The following is a 22562-nucleotide window of genomic DNA, read 5'->3' as shown; positions in this document are numbered from 1 at the left end:
CGCCGTCAATCAGGGAGCGGGGGCCACCCGGGCCTCCGCGTCCTCCTCCGCCTCCGCCGAAGCGCCCTGACCTGCCGCCGCCTCGGCGCGGTCGCGCTTCTCGCGGCGGACCAGGATCACCCAGCCGACGGGCACCCCGAGGGTGAAGAGCCACCACTGCACGGCGTACGCCATGTGCGCGCCGATCGAGTCGTGGTCGGGCTCGGCGATCTGCTCCGGCGTGCCGCCGGCCGCCCGGGGCGCGGTCTGCTCGACGTACCCGCCGAGGACCTCGCGCCCGATGAGCGCGGACTGCTGCTCGCTGCTGATGAGCATGACCTGCCGGTCCGGCAGGCCCTTGAGGTCCTTGATGCCGCTGGCGCCGGTCGTCTCGTCGGCCTTGAGGCGGCCGGTGACGGTGACCTCGCCCTTCGGGGCGGGCGGCACCTCGGGATAGGCGCGCTGGTCGGACGCGGCCGGCACCCAGCCGCGGTTCACGAGGAGGATCTTGCCGTCCTTCAGGACCAGCGGGGTCAGGACGTGCACGCCGACCCGGTCGTCGGAGGAGGTGCGGCGGCGGACGACCACCTCGTGGGCGGTGTCGAAGGTGCCGGTGGCCGTGACCTGGCGCCAGTAGTCGGCGCGCGGGACGGTGTGGCCGGGGGAGGTGAGCTCCTCGACCGGGACCGGCTTCGCCTGGAGGTTGTCCGCGATCAGGGCGTTCTGGGCGACCCGGCGTTCGTGCCGGTGGAACTGCCAGAAGCCCAGCTCGATCATCGTGGGGATGAGGACGAGGGCGACGAGGGTGAGGATCACCCACTGCCGGGACAACAGGAAGCGGTACACGCCGTCGACGGTACCTTGCGCCGAAAGGCCCCCTTGCGGCGGGTTGCCGGAGGGGGCCCGGTCTGGTCCGCATCCTGTCCAGGATCGTTTCCTCACACGCGGTCGACGATGCCCACCTTCCCTTCGGCGCGGGCGCAGTGGGCGCCGCAGTACCAACTGCCCTCGACCTCGACACCCTGGCCGATGATCTGGACCCGGCAGTGCTCACAGATGGGCGCCATGCGGTGAATGGCGCAGGAGAAGCAGTCGAAGACGTGGATCGCGCCCTGGGCGTGAACCTCGAAGGACATGCCGTAATCGTTTCCGCAGACCTCGCAACGTGCCATGCGCCACAGGGTGAGGCTCCGGCCGGGCGCGCGCCGCGTGCCACGCCCGCCCGGGCCCCGCGCGTCACCCGTCTGCCGGGGCCACGTCCCGCAGGAGCTGCGTGTAGGCCGCCTCGTCGACGACCGGCGTACCGAAGGACTTCGCCTTGAGGGTCTTGGAGGTGGGCGCGTCGGGGTCGTTCGTGACGAGGAGGCTCGTCAGCCGCGAGACGCTCGTGGCGACGTGCAGCCCGGCCTCGACCGTGCGGTCCTCCAGGAGCTCCCGGTCGACCGAGGTGTCCCCGGAGAACGCGACCCGCATGCCCTGCTTGAGCGGCCGGTCCGCCTCGTAACGCCCGGGGTTCGGATAGGGGCAGGCCGGGCGCTTGCGCGAGGGCCGCCAGCTGTTCATGCGGTACGCGGACGGGGCCCCGCCCCCGTACGAGGACTGGTGACCGACGCGCGGCCGCTCCGGTGCCGCCGAGGAGGCCCACTCCGTCAGTGGCCGGCACTCCAGCAGCGGGAGCCGGACGTTCCGCTCGGCCGCCGCGTGCAGGCTCGGCCGGAAGGCCTCGGCGAGGACGCGGGCGTCGTCGAGCGCGTTGTGCGCGCGCTGCTGGACGACGCCGAAGTGCGCGGCGAGCGTCGCGAGCTTGTGGTTGGGCAGCGGCAGCGCCAGCTCCTTGGCGAGCGCGATCGTGCACAGGCGCTGGCGGACGGGCGCGGTGGACTCGGCCCGCGCGTACTCCCTGGCGATCATCTGCCAGTCGAACATCGCGTTGTGCGCGACGAGGACCCGGCCGTCGAGGCGGGCCGCGAACTCGGCGGCGATCTCCGGGAAGAGCGGCGCGTCCCCCAGGACGTCGCTGGTCAGGCCGTGGATCCAGACCGGGCCCGGGTCGCGCTCGGGGTTGACGAGCGTGTACCAGTGGTCCTCGACGTTCCCCTGGGCGTCGAGCCGGTAGACGGCAGCGGACACTATCCGGTCGTCGCGGGCGAGGCCGGTGGTCTCCACGTCGACGACCGCGTACCCCTGTGGGTAGGCGGTCGGCCACGTCACTGCTGTCGTACGGTCGTCGGGCATAGCCCATGAGAATACGGCCCGCCACGGACACTCCCGTCCCCGGCGTCCGCTCAGGCGCCGTCCAAGGCCGCCCCGGCGCCCGCGAGCAGCCCCTCCACCAGGGCCCGTACGGACTCCGTGAAGAGCGCCTCGGTGTCGACGGGGACGGCCAGGGCCTCGGCCAGGACCGGGTCCGAACCGGTGGACGGCTCCTCGCGCCACAGCTCCTCCTCGCCCGGCGACTGGGCGGGGGACCGCTCGCGGGCGCGCTCCACGAGGACGTACCCGACGACCTGGAACTGGACCGCGCGCACCGCCCGCGCCGCGTCCGCCCCGCGCAGTCCCGCCGCGTGGGCCTCGTGGACGAGGGCCCGCTGCGCCGGCAGGAACATCCGCTCGGTCAGGCCCCGCTCGTGGACCATCGCCACCAGGTGCGGCCGCTCGCGCAGGGAGCGGCGCATCGCGCGGGCGACCGAGACCATCCGCTCGGCGGGGGTCGCGCCGTGCGGGCGGATCGTGCCGAGGTCGGTGACCGTGCGGTCGACGAGGGCGTCGAGGAGGGACTCGCGGTTGCCGACGTGCCAGTAGATCGAGGTGACCGCCGTGCCCAGCTCGGCGGCGAGCCTGCGCATGGTCAGGGCCGCCGGTCCGTGTTCCTTCACCAGTGCGGCGGCGGTGTCCAGGACCTCGTCGCGGCTGAGCGCCGAACGTGCCATCGCTTCCCCCTCAACTCCTCTGCGTGCACGGGTCTTTACCCGTCATCGGTGAGCGTGTAACTGTGTTACAGAGCCACCTGACGCCACGTCAGGTCGACTGTTGTCCAGAAGGGCGGTACGTCATGGCACGAGTACGGTACGGGGCGCGCAGCGACGCCGAGGCGGCGGCGGCCCGCGAACGGTCCGCGAAGCTCCCCGACATCTGGTCCACCGGAGTGGTCGCCGTCTGGGAGACCGACCCCGACGTCGTCGCGGCGGTCCTGCCGCCCCCGCTGAAGCCCACGGCCCGCCCGCTCGTCCGGGCCAACATCAGCCAGGTCGACCTCCCCGGCTACCCCCTCGGGGCCGGCTCCGTCGCCGTCGCCGCCGCCCACGGCGACCGCGAGGGCTGGTACCCGCTCGTCATGCCGATGACCCACGAGCGCGCCCTGATCGGCGGCCGCGAGGTCTTCGGCGAGCCGAAGAAGCTCGGCGACGTGAAGGTCGAGCGCGACGGACTCGTCGTCAACGCCTCCCTCGCCCGCCACGGCATCGCCTTCGTCGAGGTGCGCGGCGCCGTCTCCGGCGAACTGACCGCCCCCGCACCGGCCGAGAAGACCGACTTCTACTTCAAGTTCCTGCCCGCCGTCGACGGCACCGGCTTCGACGGCGACCCCGTCCTCGTCCACGTCGTCCGCAACGAGAAGGTGCGGAAGCTGGAGGCCGTCACCGGCGACGTGATCCTCCGCGAGTCCATGTACGACCCCGTCGCCGACCTCCCCGTCCGCCGGATCGTCGAGATCACCATCGGCGAGAAGACCACCGACCAGAAGGGCACGGTCGCCGAACGCGTCTCCGCCCAGGCCCTCCTCCCGTACATCCACCAGCGGTACGACGACCCGCTCCAGATCCTCGACGGACCGCCGGAGGGGAGCGCCTGATGGAACTGCGCGCAGGACAGGTAGCCGTCGTCACCGGCGCGGCGAGCGGCATCGGGCTCGCCATGGCCCGCCGCTTCGCCGCCGAAGGCCTCGCCGTCGTCCTCGGGGACGTCGAGCAGGACGCCCTCGCGGCCGCCGCCGAGGAACTGACCGAGAGCGGGGCCCAGGTCCTCGCCCGTACCGTCGACGTCTCCGACCAGGACGACGTCCGGGCCTTCGCGGACGCGGCCTACGACACCTTCGGGGCCGTCCACGTCCTCTGCAACAACGCGGGCGTCGGCTCCGGCGCCGAGGGCCGCATGTGGGAGCACGAGCCGAACGACTGGAAGTGGGCCTTCTCGGTCAACATCTGGGGCGTCTTCCACGGCATCCAGGCCTTCGTCCCCCGCATGATCGCGAGCGGCGAACCCGGCCACGTCGTCAACACCTCCAGCGGCGACGGCGGCATCGCCCCGCTCCCCACCGCCTCCGTGTACGCGGTCACCAAGGCGGCCGTCGTCACCATGACCGAGTCGCTCTACGCCCACCTCAAGGCCGAGGGCGCGAACGTCGGCGCCTCCGTCCTCTTCCCCGGCCCGCACATGCTCCGCACCGGGCTCTGGGAGTCGCACCGCAACCGCCCCGAGCGGTACGCGAAGCAGCGCCCCCGCAAGACCCCGTACCGCAGCCTCGACCAGTTCGAGGCGGCCATGAAGGAGGCCGGCAAGGAGGTCGCCTTCACCCCGGTCGAGGACGTCGCCGAGCACGTCGTCGACGGCATCCGCGCCGACCGCTTCTGGATGCTGCCGGCGAGCGAGCACAGCGACCGCCAGATCCAGGCGCGCTCCCGCTCGATGCTCGACCGCGCCAACCCGTCGTACCTGGAGAGCTTCATCCTCGACTGAGGACAGGACCGAGCTGTGAGGACACCGTGACATGACGTACGAGGACCCGTACCTGATCATCTCCTCCGACTGCCACGCCGGCCTGCCCACCGAGCAGTACCGGCCCTACCTGGACTCCCGCCACCACCGCGCCTTCGACGAGTTCCTCGCCGGGCGCGACGCCCGCCGGGAGGCGATGACCCGCCTCGGGGTGCGCAACGAGGCCTTCGCCGACAAGTGGTTCAGCGACAACGAGGAAGGCCTGCGCGGCGGCTGGGACGCGGCCCAGCGGCTCAAGGAGCTCGACGGCGACGGCGTCGCGGCCGAGGTCGTCTTCCCCGACGCGGACGCCGTCGACAGCCAGACCGCCGCCCCCTTCGGCGTCGGCCTCGGCCTCTCCGGCGACCAGGACCCCGAGCTCGGCATGGCGGGCGCGCAGGCGCACAACCGCTGGCTCGCCGAGTTCGTCGGACAGAACCCGCAGCGGCACTGCGGGGTCGCCCTGCTCCCCGTCACCGCCGAGCCCGACAAGGTCGTCGCCGAGATCCACCAGGCCAAGGAGTCCGGCCTCGGCGCGCTGATGATCCCCTCGATGTGGGTGGACAAGGCCCCGTACCACGACCGGCGTTACGACCCCGTGTGGGCCGCCGCCGCCGAGACCGGCATGCCCGTCGTCACGCACTCGGGCGCCGCACCCCGCGAGGAGTACGGCGACCACCTCGGCATCTACGTCTCCGAGGTCACCTTCTGGCCGGCCCGGCCGCTCTGGTTCCTGCTCTGGTCCGGGGTGTTCGAACGCCACCCCGGCCTGAAGTTCGGCGTCGCCGAGTCCGGCTGCTGGTGGCTGCCGAACCTCCTGTGGTTCATGGACCGGCTCTACCTGGGCGCGCACGGCGGCAAGAAGCTGTCGCCGTTCGCGGAGCTGAAGCGCCCGCCGAGCGAGTACCTCGACCGGCAGGTCTTCGTCTGCGCGACCAACACCAAGCGGCGCGAGCTGGCCCAACGGTACGAGATCGGCGTCGACAACATCCTCTGGGGCTCGGACTTCCCGCACCCCGAGGGCACCTGGCCGGCCACGCGCGCCTGGCTGCGGAACACCTTCCACGACATCCCGGTGGAGGAGACCCGGCGGATCCTCGGCCTCGCGGCGGCGGAGGTCTTCGGCTTCGACACGGCCGCGCTCGAACCGATCGCCCGCCGGATCGGCCCCACCCCGGCCGAACTGGGCCAGTCGCCCGACCAGGCGGCGGTGGAGGCGTCCTGGGCGAGGTCGAGGGAGGTGGGCCGGCACTGGCTGACGGACCACGACTTCCCGGTCCTCGGAACGAACTGAGAGGACCGTCGGGACCATGGACAGATACACCGTCATATCGGCGGACTGCCACGCGGGCGCCGACCTCCTGGACTACAGGCCGTACCTGGAGAAGAGGCACCACGACGACTTCGACGCGTGGGCGGCGACGTACGTCAACCCGTACGAGGACCTCCTCGCGGACACCGCCGACCGCAACTGGAACTCGGGGCGCAGGCTGCGCGAGCTGGAAGAGGACGGAGTCGTCGCGGAAGTCGTCTTCCCCAACACGATTCCGCCCTTCTTCCCCAAGGCGTCCCTCATGGCGCAGCCGCCGACCCGCGCCGAGTACGAGAAGCGCTGGGCCGGACTCCAGGCGCACAACCGCTGGCTGGCCGAGTTCTGCGCGGACGCCCCCGGGCGGCGGGCGGGCGTGGCGCAGATCCTCCTCAACGACGTGGACGCGGCGGTCGCGGAGATCCGCCGCACCCGCGAGGCGGGCCTGACCGGCGGCATCCTGCTCCCCGGCGTGCCCCCGGGTTCGCCGGTCCCCGAGCTCCACTCGGACACCTACGACCCGATCTGGGCGGTCTGCGCGGAGCTGGACGTCCCCGTCAACCACCACGGCGGCTCCGCGTCCCCGCCCCTGGGCGACGAGCCGGCGGCACGGGCGGTCTTCATGGTGGAGACGACGTGGTTCTCCCACCGGGCCCTGTGGCACCTGATCTTCGGCGGCGCGTTCCGCCGCCACCCGAACCTCAAACTGGTCCTCACGGAACAGGGATCGGGCTGGATCCCCGGCGTCCTGGACATGCTGGACTACTACCACGGCCGTCTGGTCTCGGCCGCGACGAAGGCGAGCACGGCCGAGTCCAAGTTCGGCGCCGGACTGGCCGCATCCATGGGCAAGGGCCCCAGCGAGGTCTGGCGGGACAACTGCTTCGTCGGCGCGAGCTTCATGCGCCCCCACGAGGTGCCGCTGCGCGAACGGATCGGCCTCGACAAGATCATGTGGGGTACGGACTACCCGCACGACGAGGGCACGACCCCGTACTCCCGCGAGGGCCTGCGCATCGCCTACGCGGGGCTGCCGAAGGAGGAGGTCGCGGCCATGGTCGGCGGCAACGCCGCCCGCGTCTACGGCTTCGACCTCGCGTTCCTCGACGGACTCGCGGCCGTCCACGGTCCGACGGTCGAGGAGATCGCCGAACCCCTCAAGGAGGTCCCGGCCGGCGCCACCAGCCCGGCCTTCGCCCTGGGCGGGTCGGTCCGCGTCTGGTGACCCGGCGGGTGCGACCCTCCTGAGGTGACCGACGCCCCTGATCCCCCCGTCCACGACGAGGCCCACGGCGGAGGCCTCGGCTCCCGTCTCAACTGGCTCCGGGCCGCCGTGCTCGGAGCCAACGACGGAGTCGTCTCCACCGCGGGCCTCGTCGTCGGAGTCGCGGGCGCCACCGAGTCCCAGGCGGCCCTCCTCACCGCCGGCCTCTCGGGCCTCCTCGCCGGCTCGATGTCGATGGCGGCGGGGGAGTACGTCTCCGTCTCCACCCAGCGCGACTCGGAGGAGGCGGCCCTGGCGCAGGAGAAACGCGAACTCCGCGAGAGCCCGGAAGCGGAACTCGCCGAACTCACCACCCTCCTCACGGCCCGCGGCCTCTCCCCGGACGTGGCCCGGGAAGCCGCCGAACAACTCACCGAACGCGACGCCCTCCGCGCCCACGCGCGCGTGGAACTCGGCATCGACCCCGACGACCTGACCAACCCCTGGCACGCGGCCTGGGCGAGCTTCCTCGCCTTCACGGTCGGCGCCCTGCTCCCCCTCCTCGCGATCGTCCTGCCGCCCGCCTCGTCCCGCCTCTGGATCACGGTCGCCTCGGTCCTGGCCGCCCTCACCCTCACCGGCTGGTGGAGCGCCCGCCTGGGCAACGCCCCGGCGGCCCGCGCGATCCTCCGCAACGTGGGAGGCGGGGCACTGGCGATGGCGGTGACGTACGCGGCGGGCTCGCTGCTGGGGGCGGCGGGCGTCTGAGGTGCGGGCCCTTGTGGGAAGGGGCTAAAAGCGGCTGACCACGGGTCTCGCATACTTGTCGGTAACCGTCCTGGCGAGCCCCGGCACCCACGCCTACCGTCGACGCCACGAGAACAACGGCACCGGAGGTCGTCGCCGCATGAGCACCACCACTGCCCCGCCCCTCGCGGCGACGGCGTCGACCGCCTCGCGCGTGCTGCTCGCGGCGTTCGCCGCCGCGGCGGCGGTGGACCTGGGGTCCCTCCTCGTCGGAGCGGACCTGGGCCACCTGCTGGCCAAGCCCCTCCTGATGCCGCTGCTCGCCGCGTACGCCGCCGTGCGAGGCGCCCCGAAGCTCCTCATATCGGCGCTGCTCCTCGGCTGGGGAGGCGACGTCTTCCTGCTCTCGGACGCGGACTGGGCCTTCCTCGTGGGGATGGGCTCGTTCGCGGCGGGCCACGTCTGCTACCTGGTCCTCTTCGGACGACGGCGTACGTCGAAGGCGCTCGGCGCGGCCTACGCGGCGGCCCTGGGAGCGACCCTCGCCCTCCTGATCCCGGACCTCCCGTCCGACCTGCGGGTCCCGGTGGCCGGCTACTCGCTCCTCCTGGCGGCGATGGCCTACCGGTCGAGCTCCCTCGGCCTCGTGGCGGGCCTGGGCGGAGCGCTCTTCCTGCTCTCCGACACCCTCATCGCGACGGGCATCGCGGGATGGCCCCAGCTGCCGGTGCCGGACTTCTGGGTCATGCTGACGTACATCGCGGCGCAGTACCTGCTGACGAGGGGAGCGCTGCGAGCAATGTACGGTGAACGTCGTACAACCGTCTGACAGCGAGGACCGTCCACCATGCGCGCCACCACCATCCACGCCCCGTTCGACATGCGGGTGGAAGACGTGCCCGACCCGGTGATCCAGGACCCCACGGACGTCGTCCTGCGCGTCCTGCGCGCCTGCATCTGCGGCAGCGACCTCTGGGCCTACCGCGGCGAGGCGGCCCGGCAGCCGGGCCAGCGAATCGGCCACGAGTTCCTCGGCGTGGTCGAGGCGGCCGGCTCCGAGGTCACCGGCTTCTCCGCCGGCGACCTCGTCGTCGCCCCCTTCGTCTGGTCCGACGGCACCTGCGACTACTGCGCCGAAGGCCTCCAGACCTCCTGCCCGCGCGGCGGCTTCTGGGGCTCGGTCGGCTCCGACGGCGGCCAGGGCGAGGCCGTACGCGTCCCCTTCGCCGACGGCACCCTCGTGAAGCTGCCCGCCGAGGCGGCCACCGACGACCACATGCTCACCGCTCTCCTCGCCCTCTCCGACGTCATGGGCACCGGCCACCACGCGGCGCTCGGCGCGGGCGTCAAGCCCGGCTCGACGGTCGCGGTCGTCGGCGACGGCGCCGTCGGCCTCTGCGGCGTCCTCGCGGCGAAGCGCCTCGGCGCGGAGCGGATCATCGCGCTGGGCCGCCACACGGCCCGCACGGACATAGCCCGCCTCTTCGGCGCGACGGACGTCGTCGCCGAGCGCGGCGAGGCGGCCGAGGCGGCCGTCCGCGAACTGACGGGCGGCCAGGGCGCGCACGGCGTCATCGAGGCCGTCGGCACCGAGCAGTCCATGCGCACGGCGGTCGCGATCACCCGCGACGGCGGCTCGATCGGCTACGTCGGCGTCCCCCACGGCAGCGGCACCGGCCTCGACCTCTCGGTCATGTTCGACCGCAACATCGCCCTGCGCGGCGGCGTCGCCCCCGTCCGCGCCTACCTCGCCGACCTCCTCCCCGACGTCCTCGAAGGCCGCCTGGACCCGTCCCCGGTCTTCGACGCCACGGTCACCCTGGAAGACGTCCCCGCCGGCTACAAGTCGATGGACGACCGCACCGCCCTGAAGGTCCTGATCAAGCCGTAACGGCCACCGACCCCGAGACCGCCACCGTCGGCCACACCCAGGCCGACGGGGACGCGGGCAAGACCGACGCCAAGGCCGTCAAGCCGCCGCCGCGCGGCCGAGGCCGCAGGCCCGGCGGGCGGAGCAGGGCCTCCGGGCGCCGGGCCGTGTGCGTTGCCGGCCTCTGAGCCTCCGGCGCCCGTGCCTCCGCCTCCGGCTCCCGCGCCCGTGCCTCCGGCCCGCGCCTCCGCCTCCCGTGCCCGTGCCCCCGCCTCCCGTGCCCGTGCCCCCGGCTCCCGCGCCCCGGCTCCCGCCTCCCGCGCCCCGGCTCCCGCCTCCCGCGCCCCGGCTCCCGCCTCCCGCGCCCCGGCTCCCGCGCCGGGGTCCCGGCGCGAAGCCGCCGGAGGCGGGCTGCTCGGCGCGGAGCGCCCGAGCTTCGGCGGGGGTCCCGGGGGCGCAGCCCCCGGGAGACACCACCTCACCCCCCTCCCGCCCCCGGCAGGGTTTCGGGAAGGGGCGGGGAGGGGGAAATCCAGCTCCGCCCCCGCAGGGCCCACCGCCCACCCGGCACCCCCCGTCACCGCGACGCCCCGCCCCTCACGCGGTCGCCCTCACACCTCCCACCCCGCCACGTCACCCCCGGCGACCCCCACCGCCCGCGCCCACCCCTCAGGCCCGCCCTCGTACGAGACCGGTGACACCGCGTGCCGCACCAGCCCGAGCGGGCTCGCCGTGTCCGTGAGGTAGCGGGCCGGCTCGTACCGGGGGAGCGCGTGGGTCAGCCAGTGGCCCGTCTGCGCGAGCGCGAGCCGTACGAGCCGCGTCCCGCCCTCCCGCTCCTGCTCCGTCAGCGCCCGCAGCACCGCCGCCGCCAGCAGGTACCCCGTCCCGTGGTCGAGCGCCTGCGCCGGCAGCGCCCCCGGCTCCTCCGCCGATCCCTCCGTGACCGCGATCCCCGTCGCCACCTGCACCAGCGAGTCGAAGCCCCGCCGCTCCGCCCACGGCCCGTAGTCGCCCCAGGCGGAGAGCCGCGCGGTGACGAGCCCCGGCCGGTCGAGGCCGAAGCGGTCGAGCGCGCCGGGCCGGTAGCCGGTGACCAGGACGTCGGCCGAGTCGAGGAGTTCGTCGAAGGTACGGCGGTCCGACGGCCGGTCCAGGTCGAGCGCCGCCGTCCGCTTGCCGACGTCCGTGTCCGCGTGCTGGTCGGGCAGTTCGGGGTTGTCCGGCGGATCGATCCGCAGCACGTCCGCCCCGAGCAGCGCGAGCGTCCGTGTCGCCACCGGCCCGGCGATCACCCGGGTCAGGTCCAGGACCCGCAGCCGTCCGGTGCGCCGCCGGGGCGCCGCGTCGTCGAGCCGTTCCCGCGTCAGCAGGGGCCGCCCAGCCACCTCTCGTCCCTGCGCGCTCGCCGCCCACTCCTCGGGCGTCCGCAGGGCCACGGCCAGGCCCCCGGCCGCGTACACCGCGGTCTCGACCTCGACGGCCTTCCGTTCGGCAATGGCCGCGGCGACCGCCTCGACCGCCTCGACCGCCTCGACCGATTCGTGGACGCCGAGCGCCGACAGCAGCGCCGCCCGGTGGTGCGGATAGTTCGCGTGCGTCCGTACCCACCCGTCCGCCGCCCGCCAGAACCGCGACAGCGGCGCGAAGTTCACGGGGACCCGCCCGTCCACCCGCAGGTGACGTTCGCTCACGAACGCGGTGGCGACGGCCCCGTCGTCGACCCGCACACGCGGCACCCCCGGTACCCCCGCCACCCCCGCGACCCGTTCCGCCGCCGCCAGCGAGCACACCGCCACGGCCGCCCGCGCGAGGTCCATCACCGGCAGCCGCGCCGGCAGCAGCCCGGAGACCCCGCCGTACTCCACGCGGTCGACGAGGGCGGGGTCTCCGCCGAGGGCCGACCACAGCGCTTCCGTGCCTGTACGCACTCCGTTGTCCATGACCGCACTATGCACAAAGGGTGGCACTGAGTGCCACCCTTTGCCTAGCTCATGCGGCCGCAGCCGCACGTACCGCTTACTTCACGGCGTCCAGCGCGTCGACGATGCCGGCGCCGTAGAAGCCGTTCTTCCACTTGCCGCCCTCGCAGACGGCGTCGATGGTGCCGTTCCCGTCGATGTCGTACGGGTTCGTGCACTCACGCTTGTCGGCCTGCACCGCGAGGAGCGCCTTGAGGGCCGCCGGGCTCGCGTACGGGTGCGTCGACTTGAGCAGCGCGAGGACGCCCGCCGCGTGCGGCGAGGCCATCGACGTGCCGGCCTTGTAGTTGTAGCCGCCGTTGACCGTGGTCGACAGGATGCGGCCGTTCACCGCCGGGGCGTCCGGCGTCTGGTACTCGGTACGGTCGCCACCGGGGGCGGCGACGTCGATGACGCCGAGACCGTAGTTGGAGTACGACGCCTTCAGGTCCTTCGCACCGGTCGCGGAGACCGTCACGACGCCCGGCAGCTGCGCCGGGTAGTCGAAGCACTCGCGCGGGTTGATGATCCGGTCACCAGGGGTGGTGTCGTTCGGGCTGCTGTTGTCGAGGATCTCGTCGGCAGCCAGGTCGAACTTGGAGTTGCCGGCCGCGGCCACATTGACCGTGCCCTTCTTCTCCGCGTACCGGGTCGCGCGGGTGACCGCCTCGATGAGGGCCTTCTGGTCCTCGTCGGTCTTGCAGGCGAACATCCACGGGTCGGTGTAGTAGCTGTTGTTCGTGATGTCGACGCCGTGCTCGGCCGCCCACACGAAGCCACAGACCACGGCCTCGGTGTAGAAGAAGCCGTCCGGGGTCGACACCTTGATGCCGGAGACCTTGACGCCCGGGGCGACACCGGTGATGCCGATGCCGTTCTTGGCGGCGGCGATGGTGCCGGCGACGTGCGTGCCGTGGTCGCTCTCGCCCGGGTTCGGGCGCCACGAGCCGGCGGTGGTGTCCGGCTTGCCGGACACGCAGTTGGCGGACGCGGCGGCGTCGAAGTTCGGCGCCAGGTCCGGGTGGGTGTCGTCGACACCCGTGTCGATGACGCCGACGGTGACGCGCTTGCTGCCGAGCGTCTTCTCGTGCGCCTTGTCGGCCTTGATGGCCGGCAGGTCCCACTGGAGGGGCTCGAGCGGGTCCTGGCCGTCCGCGGCGGTGGCCGCGGCGGCCTGGGCCTCGGCGGCGGACAGCGCCTGGGCGCCTTCGCCGACCGAGTCGTCCGACTGGACGGAGAGCGGGGCGGTGCGGGTCGCACCGGCCGACAGCACGCCGCGCGCCTGCCGGATCGTCTTCGCGAACTCGGGGTTCTGCGAGTGGACGACGATGACGCCTATCTGGTCGTACGAGATGACCACTTCGCCGCCCGCGGCGGCTATCGCCTTCCGCACCGAGTTGGCGGTCCAGCGACCACCCTCGACGTTGACGACGTACGAGAGCTGCGGCCCGTTCGTCGCCGCCACGGCGGCGGCGGGAGCGTCACTCAGTTCCGCGGCGGAGGCGGCGCCGGAGGGAAGGAAGCCGAGCGAGGCCGTGAGCGCGAGACCAGCAGGCAGAGCAAGAGCTCGGCCGCGCCTCGATCCCAGATGAGCCATGGGTTCTCCACATCATCCGATGTACTGCCCATGCGCGGGTTTGCGCGCGGGCAGGTGCATGACGAGTGAAGTTATCGCTGATCAACCCATCCCTTCAATGAGTTGAGAAGACTTCATGAAGATCTGTTCGAAGATGTCACCCGTCTGAACCATTACTCCGTGGCGTCCGTGCCGTTGGACAGGGGAGGTGCTCCGAACCGGAGCCCTGGTTTCCACACCCCCGGTGAGGCCCCCTTGACCCAGTCCTCCGTCCCCGCGTCACGAGGAGATTCCGTGGCTACCGAAGCCCCGCCGCCGCCCAGAAACGGAGCGGAGGCCGACCGCGTCCCCGGCCGGCCCACGACGGAACAGTTCGTCGAGGTCCAGCAGGGTGAGGAGTTCGGCGAACTGCGCCGCACGTACCGCTCCTTCGCCTTCCCCCTCACGATCGCGTTCATCGCCTGGTACCTGCTCTACGTGCTGCTTTCCAACTACGCGGGCGGCTTCATGGGCACCAAGCTCTTCGGCAACATCAACGTCGCACTGGTCCTGGGCCTCGGCCAGTTCGTGACGACCTTCCTCATCGCCTGGCTGTACTCGCGCCACGCGGCGAACCGTCTCGACCCCCGAGCCGAGGCGATCCGGAACCGTATGGAGGGCGACGCATGAGCACCCCCGTGACCCTCATCGCCGCGAGCGGCGCCGCCGGCAACGCCACCAGCGAGCACCGCACGCTGATCATCGCCCTCTTCGGCGCCTTCGTCATCGCCACCCTGTGCATCACCGTCTGGGCCGGCCGCCAGACCCGCAGCGCCGCCGACTTCTACGCGGGCGGCGGCCAGTTCACCGGCTTCCAGAACGGCCTGGCGATCTCCGGCGACTACATGTCCGCCGCGTCCTTCCTCGGCATCAGCGGCGCCATCGCCCTCTACGGCTACGACGGTTTCCTCTACTCGATCGGCTTCCTCGTCGCCTGGCTCGTCGCCCTCCTCCTGGTCGCCGAACCCCTGCGCAACTCCGGCCGCTTCACGATGGGCGACGTCCTCGCGTACCGCATGCGCCAGCGGCCCGTCCGCACCGCCGCCGGTACGTCCACGATCGTCGTCTCGATCTTCTACCTGCTCGCGCAGATGGCGGGCGCCGGCGTCCTCGTCTCGCTGCTCCTCGGCATCACCAGCGACGGCGGCAAGGTCGCGATCGTCGCCCTCGTCGGCGTCCTGATGATCGTCTACGTGACGATCGGGGGGATGAAGGGCACCACCTGGGTGCAGATGGTGAAGGCCGTCCTGCTCATCGCGGGCACCCTCCTCATCACCTTCCTCATCCTCCTGAAGTTCGACTTCAACCTGTCGGACCTGCTCGGCGCCGCCGCCACCAACAGCGGCAAGGGAGACGCCTTCCTGGAGCCCGGCCTCAAGTACGGCGCCACCGCCCTCTCGAAGCTGGACTTCATCTCCCTCGGCATCGCCCTCGTCCTCGGCACCGCCGGCCTGCCCCACATCCTGATCCGCTTCTACACGGTGCCGACCGCCAAGGCCGCCCGGAAGTCGGTCAACTGGGCCATCGGCATCATCGGCGCGTTCTACCTGATGACGATCGTCCTCGGCTTCGGCGCCGCCGCCCTGCTCAGCGGCGACACCATCAAGGCCTCCAACAAGGCGGGCAACACGGCCGCCCCGCTCACCGCCCTCGAAGTCGGCGGCGGCGCCGACTCCACCGGCGGCGCGATCCTCCTCGCGGTCATCTCCGCCGTCGCCTTCGCCACCATCCTCGCCGTGGTCGCCGGACTCACCCTGGCCTCCTCCTCGTCCTTCGCGCACGACATCTACGCGAACGTGATCAAGCGAGGAAAGGCCACCGAGCAGGAGGAGATGCGGGCCGCCCGCTGGTCGACCGTCCTCATCGGCATCGTGTCGATCGCGCTCGGCGCCCTCGCCCGCGACCTCAACGTCGCCGGTCTCGTCGCCCTCGCCTTCGCGGTCGCCGCCTCCGCCAACCTGCCGACGATCCTCTACTCGCTCTTCTGGAAGCGGTTCACCACCCAGGGCGCGCTCTGGTCGATCTACGGCGGACTGATCTCCTCCGTGGTCCTCGTCCTCTTCTCCCCGGTCGTCTCCGGCGGACCGGCCTCCATGTTCAAGGGTGTGGACTTCCACTGGTTCCCGCTGGAGAACCCCGGCCTCGTCTCGATCCCGCTCGGCTTCCTCCTCGGCTGGGTCGGCTCGCTCCTCTCCAAGGAGGAGCCGGACGCGGGCAAGTACGCCGAACTGGAGGTCAAGTCCCTCACCGGCGTCGGCGTGGCCGCCGCCGTCAAGCACTGACCGGGAACGGACCGTATACGTTCCGCGACCGAACGGAGGCCGCGTCGTAGAGTTCTACGACGCGGCCTCCCCGCTCCTCGTGACAATCTGGCCTGCTGCTTGTCCGAGAGCTCACGTAGGCTCGAACCAACAGCAACGACGACACCGGTTTCTCGGGGGAGGGGGCCCACAGTGCTCATCGACACCTACGGCAGGGTCGCCACCGACCTGCGCGTCTCACTCACCGACCGGTGCAATCTGCGGTGCACGTACTGCATGCCGGAAGAGGGCCTCCAGTGGCTCGCCAAGCCGGACCTGCTCACCGACGACGAGATCGTCCGGCTCATCCGCATCGCGGTCACCGACCTCGGCGTCACCGAGGTCCGCTTCACCGGCGGCGAGCCGCTGCTCCGCCCCGGCCTCGTCGGGATCGTCGAGCGCGTCGCCGCCCTTGAGCCCCGCCCCCGGATGTCCCTGACGACGAACGGCATCGGGCTCAAGCGCACCGCGACCGCCCTCAAGGCCGCGGGTCTCGACCGGGTCAACGTCTCCCTGGACACCCTGCGCCCGGACGTCTTCAAGACCCTCACCCGCCGCGACCGCCACCAGGACGTCCTCGACGGCATGGCCGCCGCGCGGGACGCCGGCCTCACCCCGGTGAAGGTCAACGCGGTCCTGATGCCCGGGCTCAACGCCGACGAGGCACCCGACCTGCTGGCCTGGGCGATCGAGGAGGGGTACGAGCTCCGCTTCATCGAGCAGATGCCGCTCGACGCCCAGCACGGCTGGAAGCGCGACGGCATGATCACCGCGGGGGACATCCTGGAATCCCTGCGCACCCGCTTCACCCTGACCGCCGAAGGCGCCGACGAGCGCGGCTCGGCCCCCGCCGAGCGCTGGGTGGTCGACGGCGGACCGCACACGGTCGGCGTGATCGCCTCCGTCACCCGCCCGTTCTGCCGGGCCTGCGACCGGACCCGCCTCACGGCCGACGGACAGGTGCGCACCTGCCTCTTCGCCACCGAGGAGACGGACCTCCGGGCCGCGCTCCGCTCGGAGGGCTCGTCCGCATCGGACGCAGCGGTCGCGGAGATCTGGAAGAAGGCCATGTGGGGCAAGAAGGCCGGCTCGGGCCTCGACGACCCGAGCTTCCTCCAGCCCGACCGCCCGATGTCAGCGATCGGCGGCTGACCCGCCGCCTTCCGCCGCGGAGGGTTCCTCCCAGGCGCTGAGCTCCACGACGTCCTTGAGGAATCCCCGTACGCCCAGGAACTGGGAGAGGTGCTCGCGGTGCTCCTCGCACGCGAGCCATGTCTTGCGCCGCTCGGGCGTGTGCAGCTTGGGGTTGTTCCACGCGAGGACCCAGACGGCGTCGGCGCGGCAGCCCTTGGCGGAACAGATCGGCTTCTCTTCGCTCACCCGATCATTGTCTAGCAACAGCGATGCCGAGCAGCCACGGGGGGAGCTGCCCGGCATCGGTCCGTCGCTCCGACGGGGGATGCGGAGCGCGTAGGCAGTATGTCACGGCACATGGGGTGCGGTGCACTGGAACTTCATGATTGATCTGAGCTTTATCTGAGGTTTCCGGCCACGGTGCGTGATCAGTTCCGGCCGTAGGAGTCGTCGCTCCCTGAGCCCTCAGCGGGCTCCGCCGCGCCGAGCGCCGGGCGGATCGGAGCCGGTACGAAGGTGGAGGGAAGGCCCGGAGCCGACTCGCGGCCCGCGTTGGCGATGACCACGGCGATGTACGGCAGCAGGACGCCGAGGGCCAGCGCCACGATCGCCACGTGCCGTTCCACGTTCCACAGCACCGCGGCGGCGATCACGGACAGTGTCCGGACCGTCATCGAGATGACGTACCGCCGCTGCCGTCCACGGACGTCGTCCGCGAGCCCCTGACGAGCCCCCGTGATCCGGAAGACCTCGGTTCCGCCGCGCTTCGGCATCGCCGTCCACCACCCACTGGTCGTGCCGGACTCTCCCCGGTCCGGACCTCGCTCCACCGTACGCCCGCCCCCACCCGCCGACGAGACCGGGGCACGGATGGCGCCGCCCGACATGCGCCGTATGGCCCAGGGGCCGAGACTGGGCCCACATGCGTACAAGGAGGCGACGATGAGTTGGTTGTGGGCGATCATCGTGGGATTCGTCCTCGGTCTGATCGCGAAGGCGATCCTGCCGGGGAAGCAGCAGATCCCGCTCTGGCTGACGACCGTGTTCGGCATTCTCGGCAGCGTGCTCGGCAACGCGGTCGCGACCTGGATCGGTGTCAACGACACCAAGGGCATCGACTGGACCCGGCACCTGCTCCAGCTGCTCGGCGCCGTCGCCGTCGTCGGTGTGGGCGACATGCTGTGGGTGTCCCTCAAGGGCAAGCAGCGAGCCTGACGAACAACGAAGGGCCCGGTACGGCGCACAGCGCGCGTACCGGGCCCTTCGCCCGTCCTGTACGGGGACTACCGGAGGACTAACCGGCGACGAACTCGATCGCCGCCAGGTTCTTCTTGCCGCGCCGCAGCACCAGCCAGCGGCCGTGCAGCAGCTCCTCGGCCGCCACCTCGGCGTCCTCGGCGGTGACCTTCACGTTGTTCACGTACGCACCGCCCTCCTTCACCGTGCGGCGCGCGCCCGACTTGCTCGGCGCGAGGCCGACCTCGGTGAACAGGTCCACGACCTGGCCGAGCTCGGTCACGCGCGCGTGCGGCAGCTCGGACAGGGCGGCGGCCAGCGTCGCCTCGTCCAGCTCCGCCAGGTCGCCCTGACCGAACAGCGCCTTGGAGGCGTTGATGACGGCCGCGCACTGCTCCGCGCCGTGCACCAGCGTCGTGAGCTCCTCGGCGAGCGCACGCTGCGCGGCGCGCGCCTGCGGCCGCTCGGCGGTCTGCGCCTCCAGCTCCTCCAGCTCCGCACGGGACTTGAAGGAGAGGATCCGCATGTACGTCGAGATGTCGCGGTCGTCCACGTTCAGCCAGAACTGGTAGAACGCGTACGGCGTCGTCATCTCCGGGTCCAGCCAGACGGCGCCGCTCTCGGTCTTGCCGAACTTGGTGCCGTCCGCCTTGACCATCAGCGGGGTGGCGAGCGCGTGCACCTCGGCGCCCGGCTCCACGCGGTGGATCAGGTCGAGCCCGGCCACCAGGTTGCCCCACTGGTCCGAGCCGCCCTGCTGGAGCGTGCAGCCGTAGCGGCGGTACAGCTCCAGGAAGTCCATGCCCTGGAGCAGCTGGTAGCTGAACTCGGTGTAGCTGATGCCCTGCTCGGACTCCAGGCGGCGGGCCACGGAGTCCTTGGTCAGCATCTTGTTGACCCGGAAGTGCTTGCCGATGTCCCGCAGGAACTCGATCGCCGACATGCCGGCGGTCCAGTCCAGGTTGTTCACCATGATCGCCGCGTTCTCCCCCTCGAAGGAGAGGTAGGGCTCGATCTGCGTGCGCAGCCGGTTCACCCAGTTCGCGATCGTCTCGGGATCGTTCAGGGTGCGCTCGGCGGTCGGCCGCGGGTCACCGATCTGCCCGGTGGCCCCGCCGACCAGCGCCAGCGGCCGGTGACCGGCCTGCTGGAGCCGGCGCACGGTGAGCACCTGGACCAGGTGACCGACGTGGAGACTGGCCGCGGTCGGGTCGAAACCGCAATAGAACGTGACGGGACCGTCCGCGAGAGCCTTGCGCAGTGCGTCCTCATCGGTGGACTGGGCGAAGAGCCCACGCCACTTCAGCTCGTCGACGATGTCCGTCACGTCGTCCGTCTCCTCATGATGTACAGGTGGAATGGTCGTCTCAGTCTAGGTGGGTCAGACCCCCTTGCTGACCGAGCTCATGTTGAAGTCCGGCACCCGCAGGGCGGGCATGGCGGTACGGGTGAACCAGTCGCTCCACTCGCGCGGCAGCGTCTTCTCGGTCCGGCCGGCCTCCGAGGCCCGCGACAGCAGGTCCACCGGCGACTCGTTGAACCGGAAGTTGTTCACCTCGCCGACGACCTCGCCGTTCTCGACGAGGTAGACGCCGTCCCGGGTCAGCCCGGTCAGCAGCAGCGTCGCCGGATCGACCTCGCGGATGTACCAGAGGCAGGTCAGCAGCAGTCCGCGCTCCGTGGAGGCCACCATCTCCTCCAGCGAGCGCTCGCCGCCGCCGTCCAGGATCAGGTTCCCCGCCTCGGGGGCCACGGGCAACCGAGTAAGTCCCGCGGTGTGCCGGGTGGTGACCAGGTGGGCCAGGCTGCCCGCCTTCACCCAGTCCACGGGACCGATCGGCAGACCGTTGTCGAAGACGGAGGAGCCGTCGCCCGAGGCGTGCGAGATCACGAACGGCGCGGACTCCAGGCCCGGCTCGTTCGGGTCGCTGCGCAGGGTCAGCGGCAGCGGCGAGAGCGTCTCGCCGAGCCGGGTGCCGCCGCCGGGCTTGGAGAAGACCGTCCGGCCCTCGACCGCGTCCCGGGCCATGGACGACCACAGCTGGTAGATCAGCAGGTCCGCGACGGCGGTCGGCGGCAGCAGCGTCTCGTACCGCCCGGCCGGCAGCTCGATACGGCGCTCCGCCCAGCCGAGCCGGACCGCGAGCTCGGCGTCGAGCTCGCCGGGGTCGACGTCCTTGAAGTCCCGCGTCGAACGACCGGCCCAGGCGGAGCGCGAGCGGTCCGGGGACTTCGCGTTCAGGTCGAGGGTGCCGTTGGGCTGGTCGTGGCGGAGCCGCAGGCCCGTGGACGTCCCCAGGTAGGTGGAGGTCATCTCGTGGTTCGCGAAGCCGTACAGCTCGCGGCCGCCGGCCCTGGCGCGGGCGAAGGCCTCGCCGAGCGCCGGAGCGAAGTCGGTGAAGACGGCGGAGGAGGTCTCGGCCGGCGCCTCGGTGAAGTCGGCGGAGACCGGCAGGCCCTCGACGAGCGGCTGCGCGTCCTCGGCGGGCCCGGCCGCCCGCGCGGCGGCCTCGGCGGCCCGGACCAGCGGCTCCAGGTCGTCGAGGGTCACGGCGGAACGCGAGACGACGCCGGACGCGGTGCCCTGCCCGCCGTCGACGGTCGCGACGACCGTGACCGTACGGCCCCGGGTGACGCCGTTCGTCGTCAGCGCGTTCCCCGCCCAGCGCAGGTTGGCGGACGACTCCTCGTCGGCGATGACGACACACCCGTCGGCACGGGACAGCTCAAGGGCCCGCTCGACGATCTCGTACGGCTTGCTGACGCGGCTCATCGACCGGCCTCCTGCGTCGTGTTCAGGCTGTGCTTGCCCGGGGGGCGACCCCCGGACCCCCGGCAAATCTGGTGGCGAACGCTCATCGACCGGCCTCCTGCGTCGTGTTCAGAATGTTGACGCCCCGGAAGAGGGCGGAGGGGCAGCCGTGCGAGACCGCGGCGACCTGGCCCGGCTGGGCCTTGCCGCAGTTGAAGGCGCCGCCGAGCACGTACGTCTGCGGGCCGCCGACCTGCTCCATCGAGCCCCAGAAGTCGGTGGTCGTCGCCTGGTACGCGACATCCCGCAGCTGCCCGGCGAGCCGGCCGTTCTCGATGCGGAAGAAGCGCTGCCCGGTGAACTGGAAGTTGTACCGCTGCATGTCGATCGACCACGAGCGGTCGCCGACCACGTAGATGCCCCGCTCGACGCCGCCGATCAGGTCCTCCGTCGAAAGACCGCCCGGATCGGGCTGGAGCGAGACGTTCGCCATCCGCTGCACCGGCACGTGCCTGGGGGAGTCGGCGTAGGCGCAGCCGTTCGACCGGCCCAGGCCGGTGAGCCGCGCGATCCGCCGGTCCGTCTGGTAGCCGACGAGCGTGCCGTCCTTCACCAGGTCCCAGCTCTGCGCCTCGACGCCCTCGTCGTCGTACCCGATCGTCGCCAGGCCGTGCTCGGCGGTCCTGTCGCCCGTCACGTTCATGACGGAGGAGCCGTACGCCAGCTTGCCCAGCTGGTCGAAGGTGGCGAAGGAGGTGCCGGCGTAGGCCGCCTCGTACCCGAGGGCCCGGTCCAGCTCGGTCGCGTGACCGATGGACTCGTGGATCGTCAGCCACAGGTTCGACGGGTCCACGACCAGGTCGTACCGCCCGGCCTCGACGCTCGGCGCCCGCATCTTCTCGGCGAGGAGCGCCGGGATCTCGTCCAGCTCCTTGTCCCAGTCCCAGCCGGTGCCGGTCAGGTACTCCCAGCCCCGTCCCGCCGGCGGCGCGATCGTCCGCATCGAGTCGAACTCACCGGTCGTCTCGTCGACGGCGACCGCCGTGAGCTGCGGGTGCAGCCGCACACGCTGCTGGGTCGTGACCGTGCCCGCCGTGTCCGCGTAGAACTTGTTCTCGTGGACGGTGAGCAGTGACGCGTCCACGTGCGCCACGCCCTCCGCCCGCAGCAGCCGCCCGCTCCAGTCGGCGAGCAGCGCGCTCTTCTCCTCGGCCGGTACGGAGAAGGGGTCGATCTCGTACGAGGAGACCCAGGTCCGCTCGGCGTGCACCGGCTCGGCGGCCAGCTCCACGCGCTCGTCCGAACCCGCCGCGGCGATCACCTTCGCCGACAGCTTGGCCATGGCCACCGCCTGCGAGGCGACCCGCGCGGCCGCGTCCATCGTCAGGTCCACCCCGGACGCGAACCCCCAGGCCCCACCGTGCACGACGCGGACCGCGTACCCGAGGTCGGTGGTGTCCGAGGAACCGGACGGTTTGGCGTCGCGCAGCCGCCAGGAGGCGCTGCGCACCCGCTCCAGGCGGAAGTCGGCGTGCTCGGCGCCGAGCGCCCGCGCCCGGGCGAGCGCCGCGTCGGCGAGCGCCCGCAGCGGCAGCGCGACGAACGAAGGGTCGATCTGGTGGACCACGAGCGGCCTCGCTCTCGGTGATCGGAAGAGGGTCGGAAGATCAAGGTGGGGCTGTTCCGGAAGTCAACCACGGGAC

General features: G+C 71.9%; 22 protein-coding genes. 11 read left to right on the top strand and 11 right to left on the bottom strand.

Annotation, left to right across the window (positions count from 1 at the left end; genetic code table 11):
* Nucleotides 1–9 precede the first annotated feature (9 nt).
* The 4 genes from ACFC0Z_RS34090 to ACFC0Z_RS34075 all read right to left on the bottom strand — a co-directional run bounded on the left by ACFC0Z_RS34090 (nucleotide 10) and on the right by ACFC0Z_RS34075 (nucleotide 2909).
* On the bottom strand, nucleotides 10–825 hold the full coding sequence (locus ACFC0Z_RS34090) for an SURF1 family protein (RefSeq protein ID WP_376446447.1): 816 nt from the start codon (nucleotides 823–825) through the stop codon (nucleotides 10–12).
* Nucleotides 826–917: 92 nt separating this feature from the next.
* Nucleotides 918–1151: a hypothetical protein gene (locus tag ACFC0Z_RS34085; protein ID WP_360812238.1), complete on the bottom strand. Its 234-nt coding sequence runs from the start codon at nucleotides 1149–1151 to the stop codon at nucleotides 918–920.
* 64 nt (nucleotides 1152–1215) lie between these two features.
* The gene (locus tag ACFC0Z_RS34080) at nucleotides 1216–2214 is read right to left on the bottom strand and encodes a DEDDh family exonuclease (protein ID WP_376446444.1); all 999 of its coding nucleotides are present in this window, start codon (nucleotides 2212–2214) and stop codon (nucleotides 1216–1218) included.
* 50 nt (nucleotides 2215–2264) lie between these two features.
* Entirely contained in the window at nucleotides 2265–2909 is a 645-nt protein-coding gene (locus ACFC0Z_RS34075; RefSeq protein ID WP_376446441.1) for a TetR/AcrR family transcriptional regulator, read from the bottom strand.
* Nucleotides 2910–3031: 122 nt separating this feature from the next.
* Here ACFC0Z_RS34075 and ACFC0Z_RS34070 point away from each other — a divergent pair, with 122 nt between their 5' ends.
* The 7 genes from ACFC0Z_RS34070 (at nucleotide 3032) to ACFC0Z_RS34040 (ending at nucleotide 9882) form a co-directional block, all read left to right on the top strand.
* Complete coding sequence (locus ACFC0Z_RS34070; protein WP_376446438.1) at nucleotides 3032–3829, top strand: acetoacetate decarboxylase family protein; 798 nt, start codon at nucleotides 3032–3034, stop codon at nucleotides 3827–3829.
* A complete protein-coding gene (locus ACFC0Z_RS34065) occupies nucleotides 3829–4713 on the top strand; it encodes an SDR family NAD(P)-dependent oxidoreductase (protein ID WP_376446435.1) in 885 nt (294 codons plus the stop codon). Before ACFC0Z_RS34070 ends, ACFC0Z_RS34065 begins: the two co-directional genes overlap by 1 nt.
* Before the next feature lie 31 nt (nucleotides 4714–4744).
* The gene (locus tag ACFC0Z_RS34060; protein WP_376446432.1) at nucleotides 4745–6025 is read left to right on the top strand and encodes an amidohydrolase family protein; all 1281 of its coding nucleotides are present in this window, start codon (nucleotides 4745–4747) and stop codon (nucleotides 6023–6025) included.
* A 16-nt stretch (nucleotides 6026–6041) separates the two neighbouring features.
* On the top strand, nucleotides 6042–7265 hold the full coding sequence (locus ACFC0Z_RS34055; RefSeq protein WP_376446429.1) for an amidohydrolase family protein: 1224 nt from the start codon (nucleotides 6042–6044) through the stop codon (nucleotides 7263–7265).
* Between the two features lie 24 nt (nucleotides 7266–7289).
* A complete protein-coding gene (locus tag ACFC0Z_RS34050; protein ID WP_376446426.1) occupies nucleotides 7290–8012 on the top strand; it encodes a VIT family protein in 723 nt (240 codons plus the stop codon).
* Nucleotides 8013–8151: 139 nt separating this feature from the next.
* Nucleotides 8152–8820: a lysoplasmalogenase gene (locus ACFC0Z_RS34045; RefSeq protein WP_376446424.1), complete on the top strand. Its 669-nt coding sequence runs from the start codon at nucleotides 8152–8154 to the stop codon at nucleotides 8818–8820.
* An 18-nt stretch (nucleotides 8821–8838) separates the two neighbouring features.
* On the top strand, nucleotides 8839–9882 hold the full coding sequence (locus tag ACFC0Z_RS34040) for a zinc-dependent alcohol dehydrogenase family protein (protein WP_376446421.1): 1044 nt from the start codon (nucleotides 8839–8841) through the stop codon (nucleotides 9880–9882).
* 590 nt (nucleotides 9883–10472) lie between these two features.
* On the opposite strand, the gene ACFC0Z_RS34035 is transcribed toward ACFC0Z_RS34040, so the two are convergent.
* Together ACFC0Z_RS34035 and ACFC0Z_RS34030 are read right to left on the bottom strand one after the other, a co-directional pair.
* On the bottom strand, nucleotides 10473–11804 hold the full coding sequence (locus tag ACFC0Z_RS34035; protein WP_376446418.1) for a CoA transferase: 1332 nt from the start codon (nucleotides 11802–11804) through the stop codon (nucleotides 10473–10475).
* Between the two features lie 76 nt (nucleotides 11805–11880).
* Nucleotides 11881–13419 (bottom strand): S8 family serine peptidase, encoded by a 1539-nt coding sequence (locus ACFC0Z_RS34030; RefSeq protein ID WP_376446415.1) that lies wholly within the window; start codon nucleotides 13417–13419, stop codon nucleotides 11881–11883.
* 273 nt (nucleotides 13420–13692) lie between these two features.
* Between ACFC0Z_RS34030 and ACFC0Z_RS34025 the strand changes: the two genes are divergently transcribed.
* The 3 genes from ACFC0Z_RS34025 to moaA all read left to right on the top strand — a co-directional run bounded on the left by ACFC0Z_RS34025 (nucleotide 13693) and on the right by moaA (nucleotide 16889).
* The gene (locus tag ACFC0Z_RS34025) at nucleotides 13693–14067 is read left to right on the top strand and encodes a DUF485 domain-containing protein (protein ID WP_376446414.1); all 375 of its coding nucleotides are present in this window, start codon (nucleotides 13693–13695) and stop codon (nucleotides 14065–14067) included.
* Nucleotides 14064–15719, top strand: coding sequence for a cation acetate symporter (locus ACFC0Z_RS34020; RefSeq protein ID WP_376446412.1), 1656 nt, complete (start codon nucleotides 14064–14066; stop codon nucleotides 15717–15719). Before ACFC0Z_RS34025 ends, ACFC0Z_RS34020 begins: the two co-directional genes overlap by 4 nt.
* Before the next feature lie 171 nt (nucleotides 15720–15890).
* Entirely contained in the window at nucleotides 15891–16889 is a 999-nt protein-coding gene (moaA, locus tag ACFC0Z_RS34015; protein WP_376446410.1) for a GTP 3',8-cyclase MoaA, read from the top strand.
* Here the strand turns inward: moaA and ACFC0Z_RS34010 are convergent.
* Together ACFC0Z_RS34010 and ACFC0Z_RS34005 are read right to left on the bottom strand one after the other, a co-directional pair.
* Nucleotides 16872–17174 (bottom strand): hypothetical protein, encoded by a 303-nt coding sequence (locus ACFC0Z_RS34010; RefSeq protein ID WP_376446407.1) that lies wholly within the window; start codon nucleotides 17172–17174, stop codon nucleotides 16872–16874. The genes moaA and ACFC0Z_RS34010 overlap by 18 nt on opposite strands.
* Nucleotides 17175–17299: 125 nt before the next feature.
* Entirely contained in the window at nucleotides 17300–17644 is a 345-nt protein-coding gene (locus ACFC0Z_RS34005; protein ID WP_376446404.1) for a DUF3099 domain-containing protein, read from the bottom strand.
* A gap of 169 nt (nucleotides 17645–17813) precedes the next feature.
* On the opposite strand from ACFC0Z_RS34005, the gene ACFC0Z_RS34000 reads away from it, so the two are divergent.
* The gene (locus ACFC0Z_RS34000) at nucleotides 17814–18086 is read left to right on the top strand and encodes a GlsB/YeaQ/YmgE family stress response membrane protein (protein ID WP_376446402.1); all 273 of its coding nucleotides are present in this window, start codon (nucleotides 17814–17816) and stop codon (nucleotides 18084–18086) included.
* Nucleotides 18087–18165: 79 nt separating this feature from the next.
* On the opposite strand, the gene tyrS is transcribed toward ACFC0Z_RS34000, so the two are convergent.
* The 3 genes from tyrS to ACFC0Z_RS33985 form a co-directional block, all read right to left on the bottom strand.
* Entirely contained in the window at nucleotides 18166–19434 is a 1269-nt protein-coding gene (gene tyrS / locus ACFC0Z_RS33995; protein WP_376446399.1) for a tyrosine--tRNA ligase, read from the bottom strand.
* A 54-nt stretch (nucleotides 19435–19488) separates the two neighbouring features.
* Complete coding sequence (locus ACFC0Z_RS33990) at nucleotides 19489–20880, bottom strand: metallopeptidase TldD-related protein (RefSeq protein WP_376446396.1); 1392 nt, start codon at nucleotides 20878–20880, stop codon at nucleotides 19489–19491.
* Between the two features lie 82 nt (nucleotides 20881–20962).
* A complete protein-coding gene (locus ACFC0Z_RS33985; RefSeq protein WP_376446393.1) occupies nucleotides 20963–22486 on the bottom strand; it encodes a TldD/PmbA family protein in 1524 nt (507 codons plus the stop codon).
* Nucleotides 22487–22562: the final 76 nt, after the last annotated feature.

This window comes from Streptomyces sp. NPDC056144 (assembly GCF_042264145.1).
Taxonomy (GTDB): Bacteria; Actinomycetota; Actinomycetes; order Streptomycetales; family Streptomycetaceae; genus Streptomyces.
The sequence above is the reverse complement of the archived record's forward strand: the minus strand, read 5'-3'. Positions and strand labels throughout refer to the sequence as shown.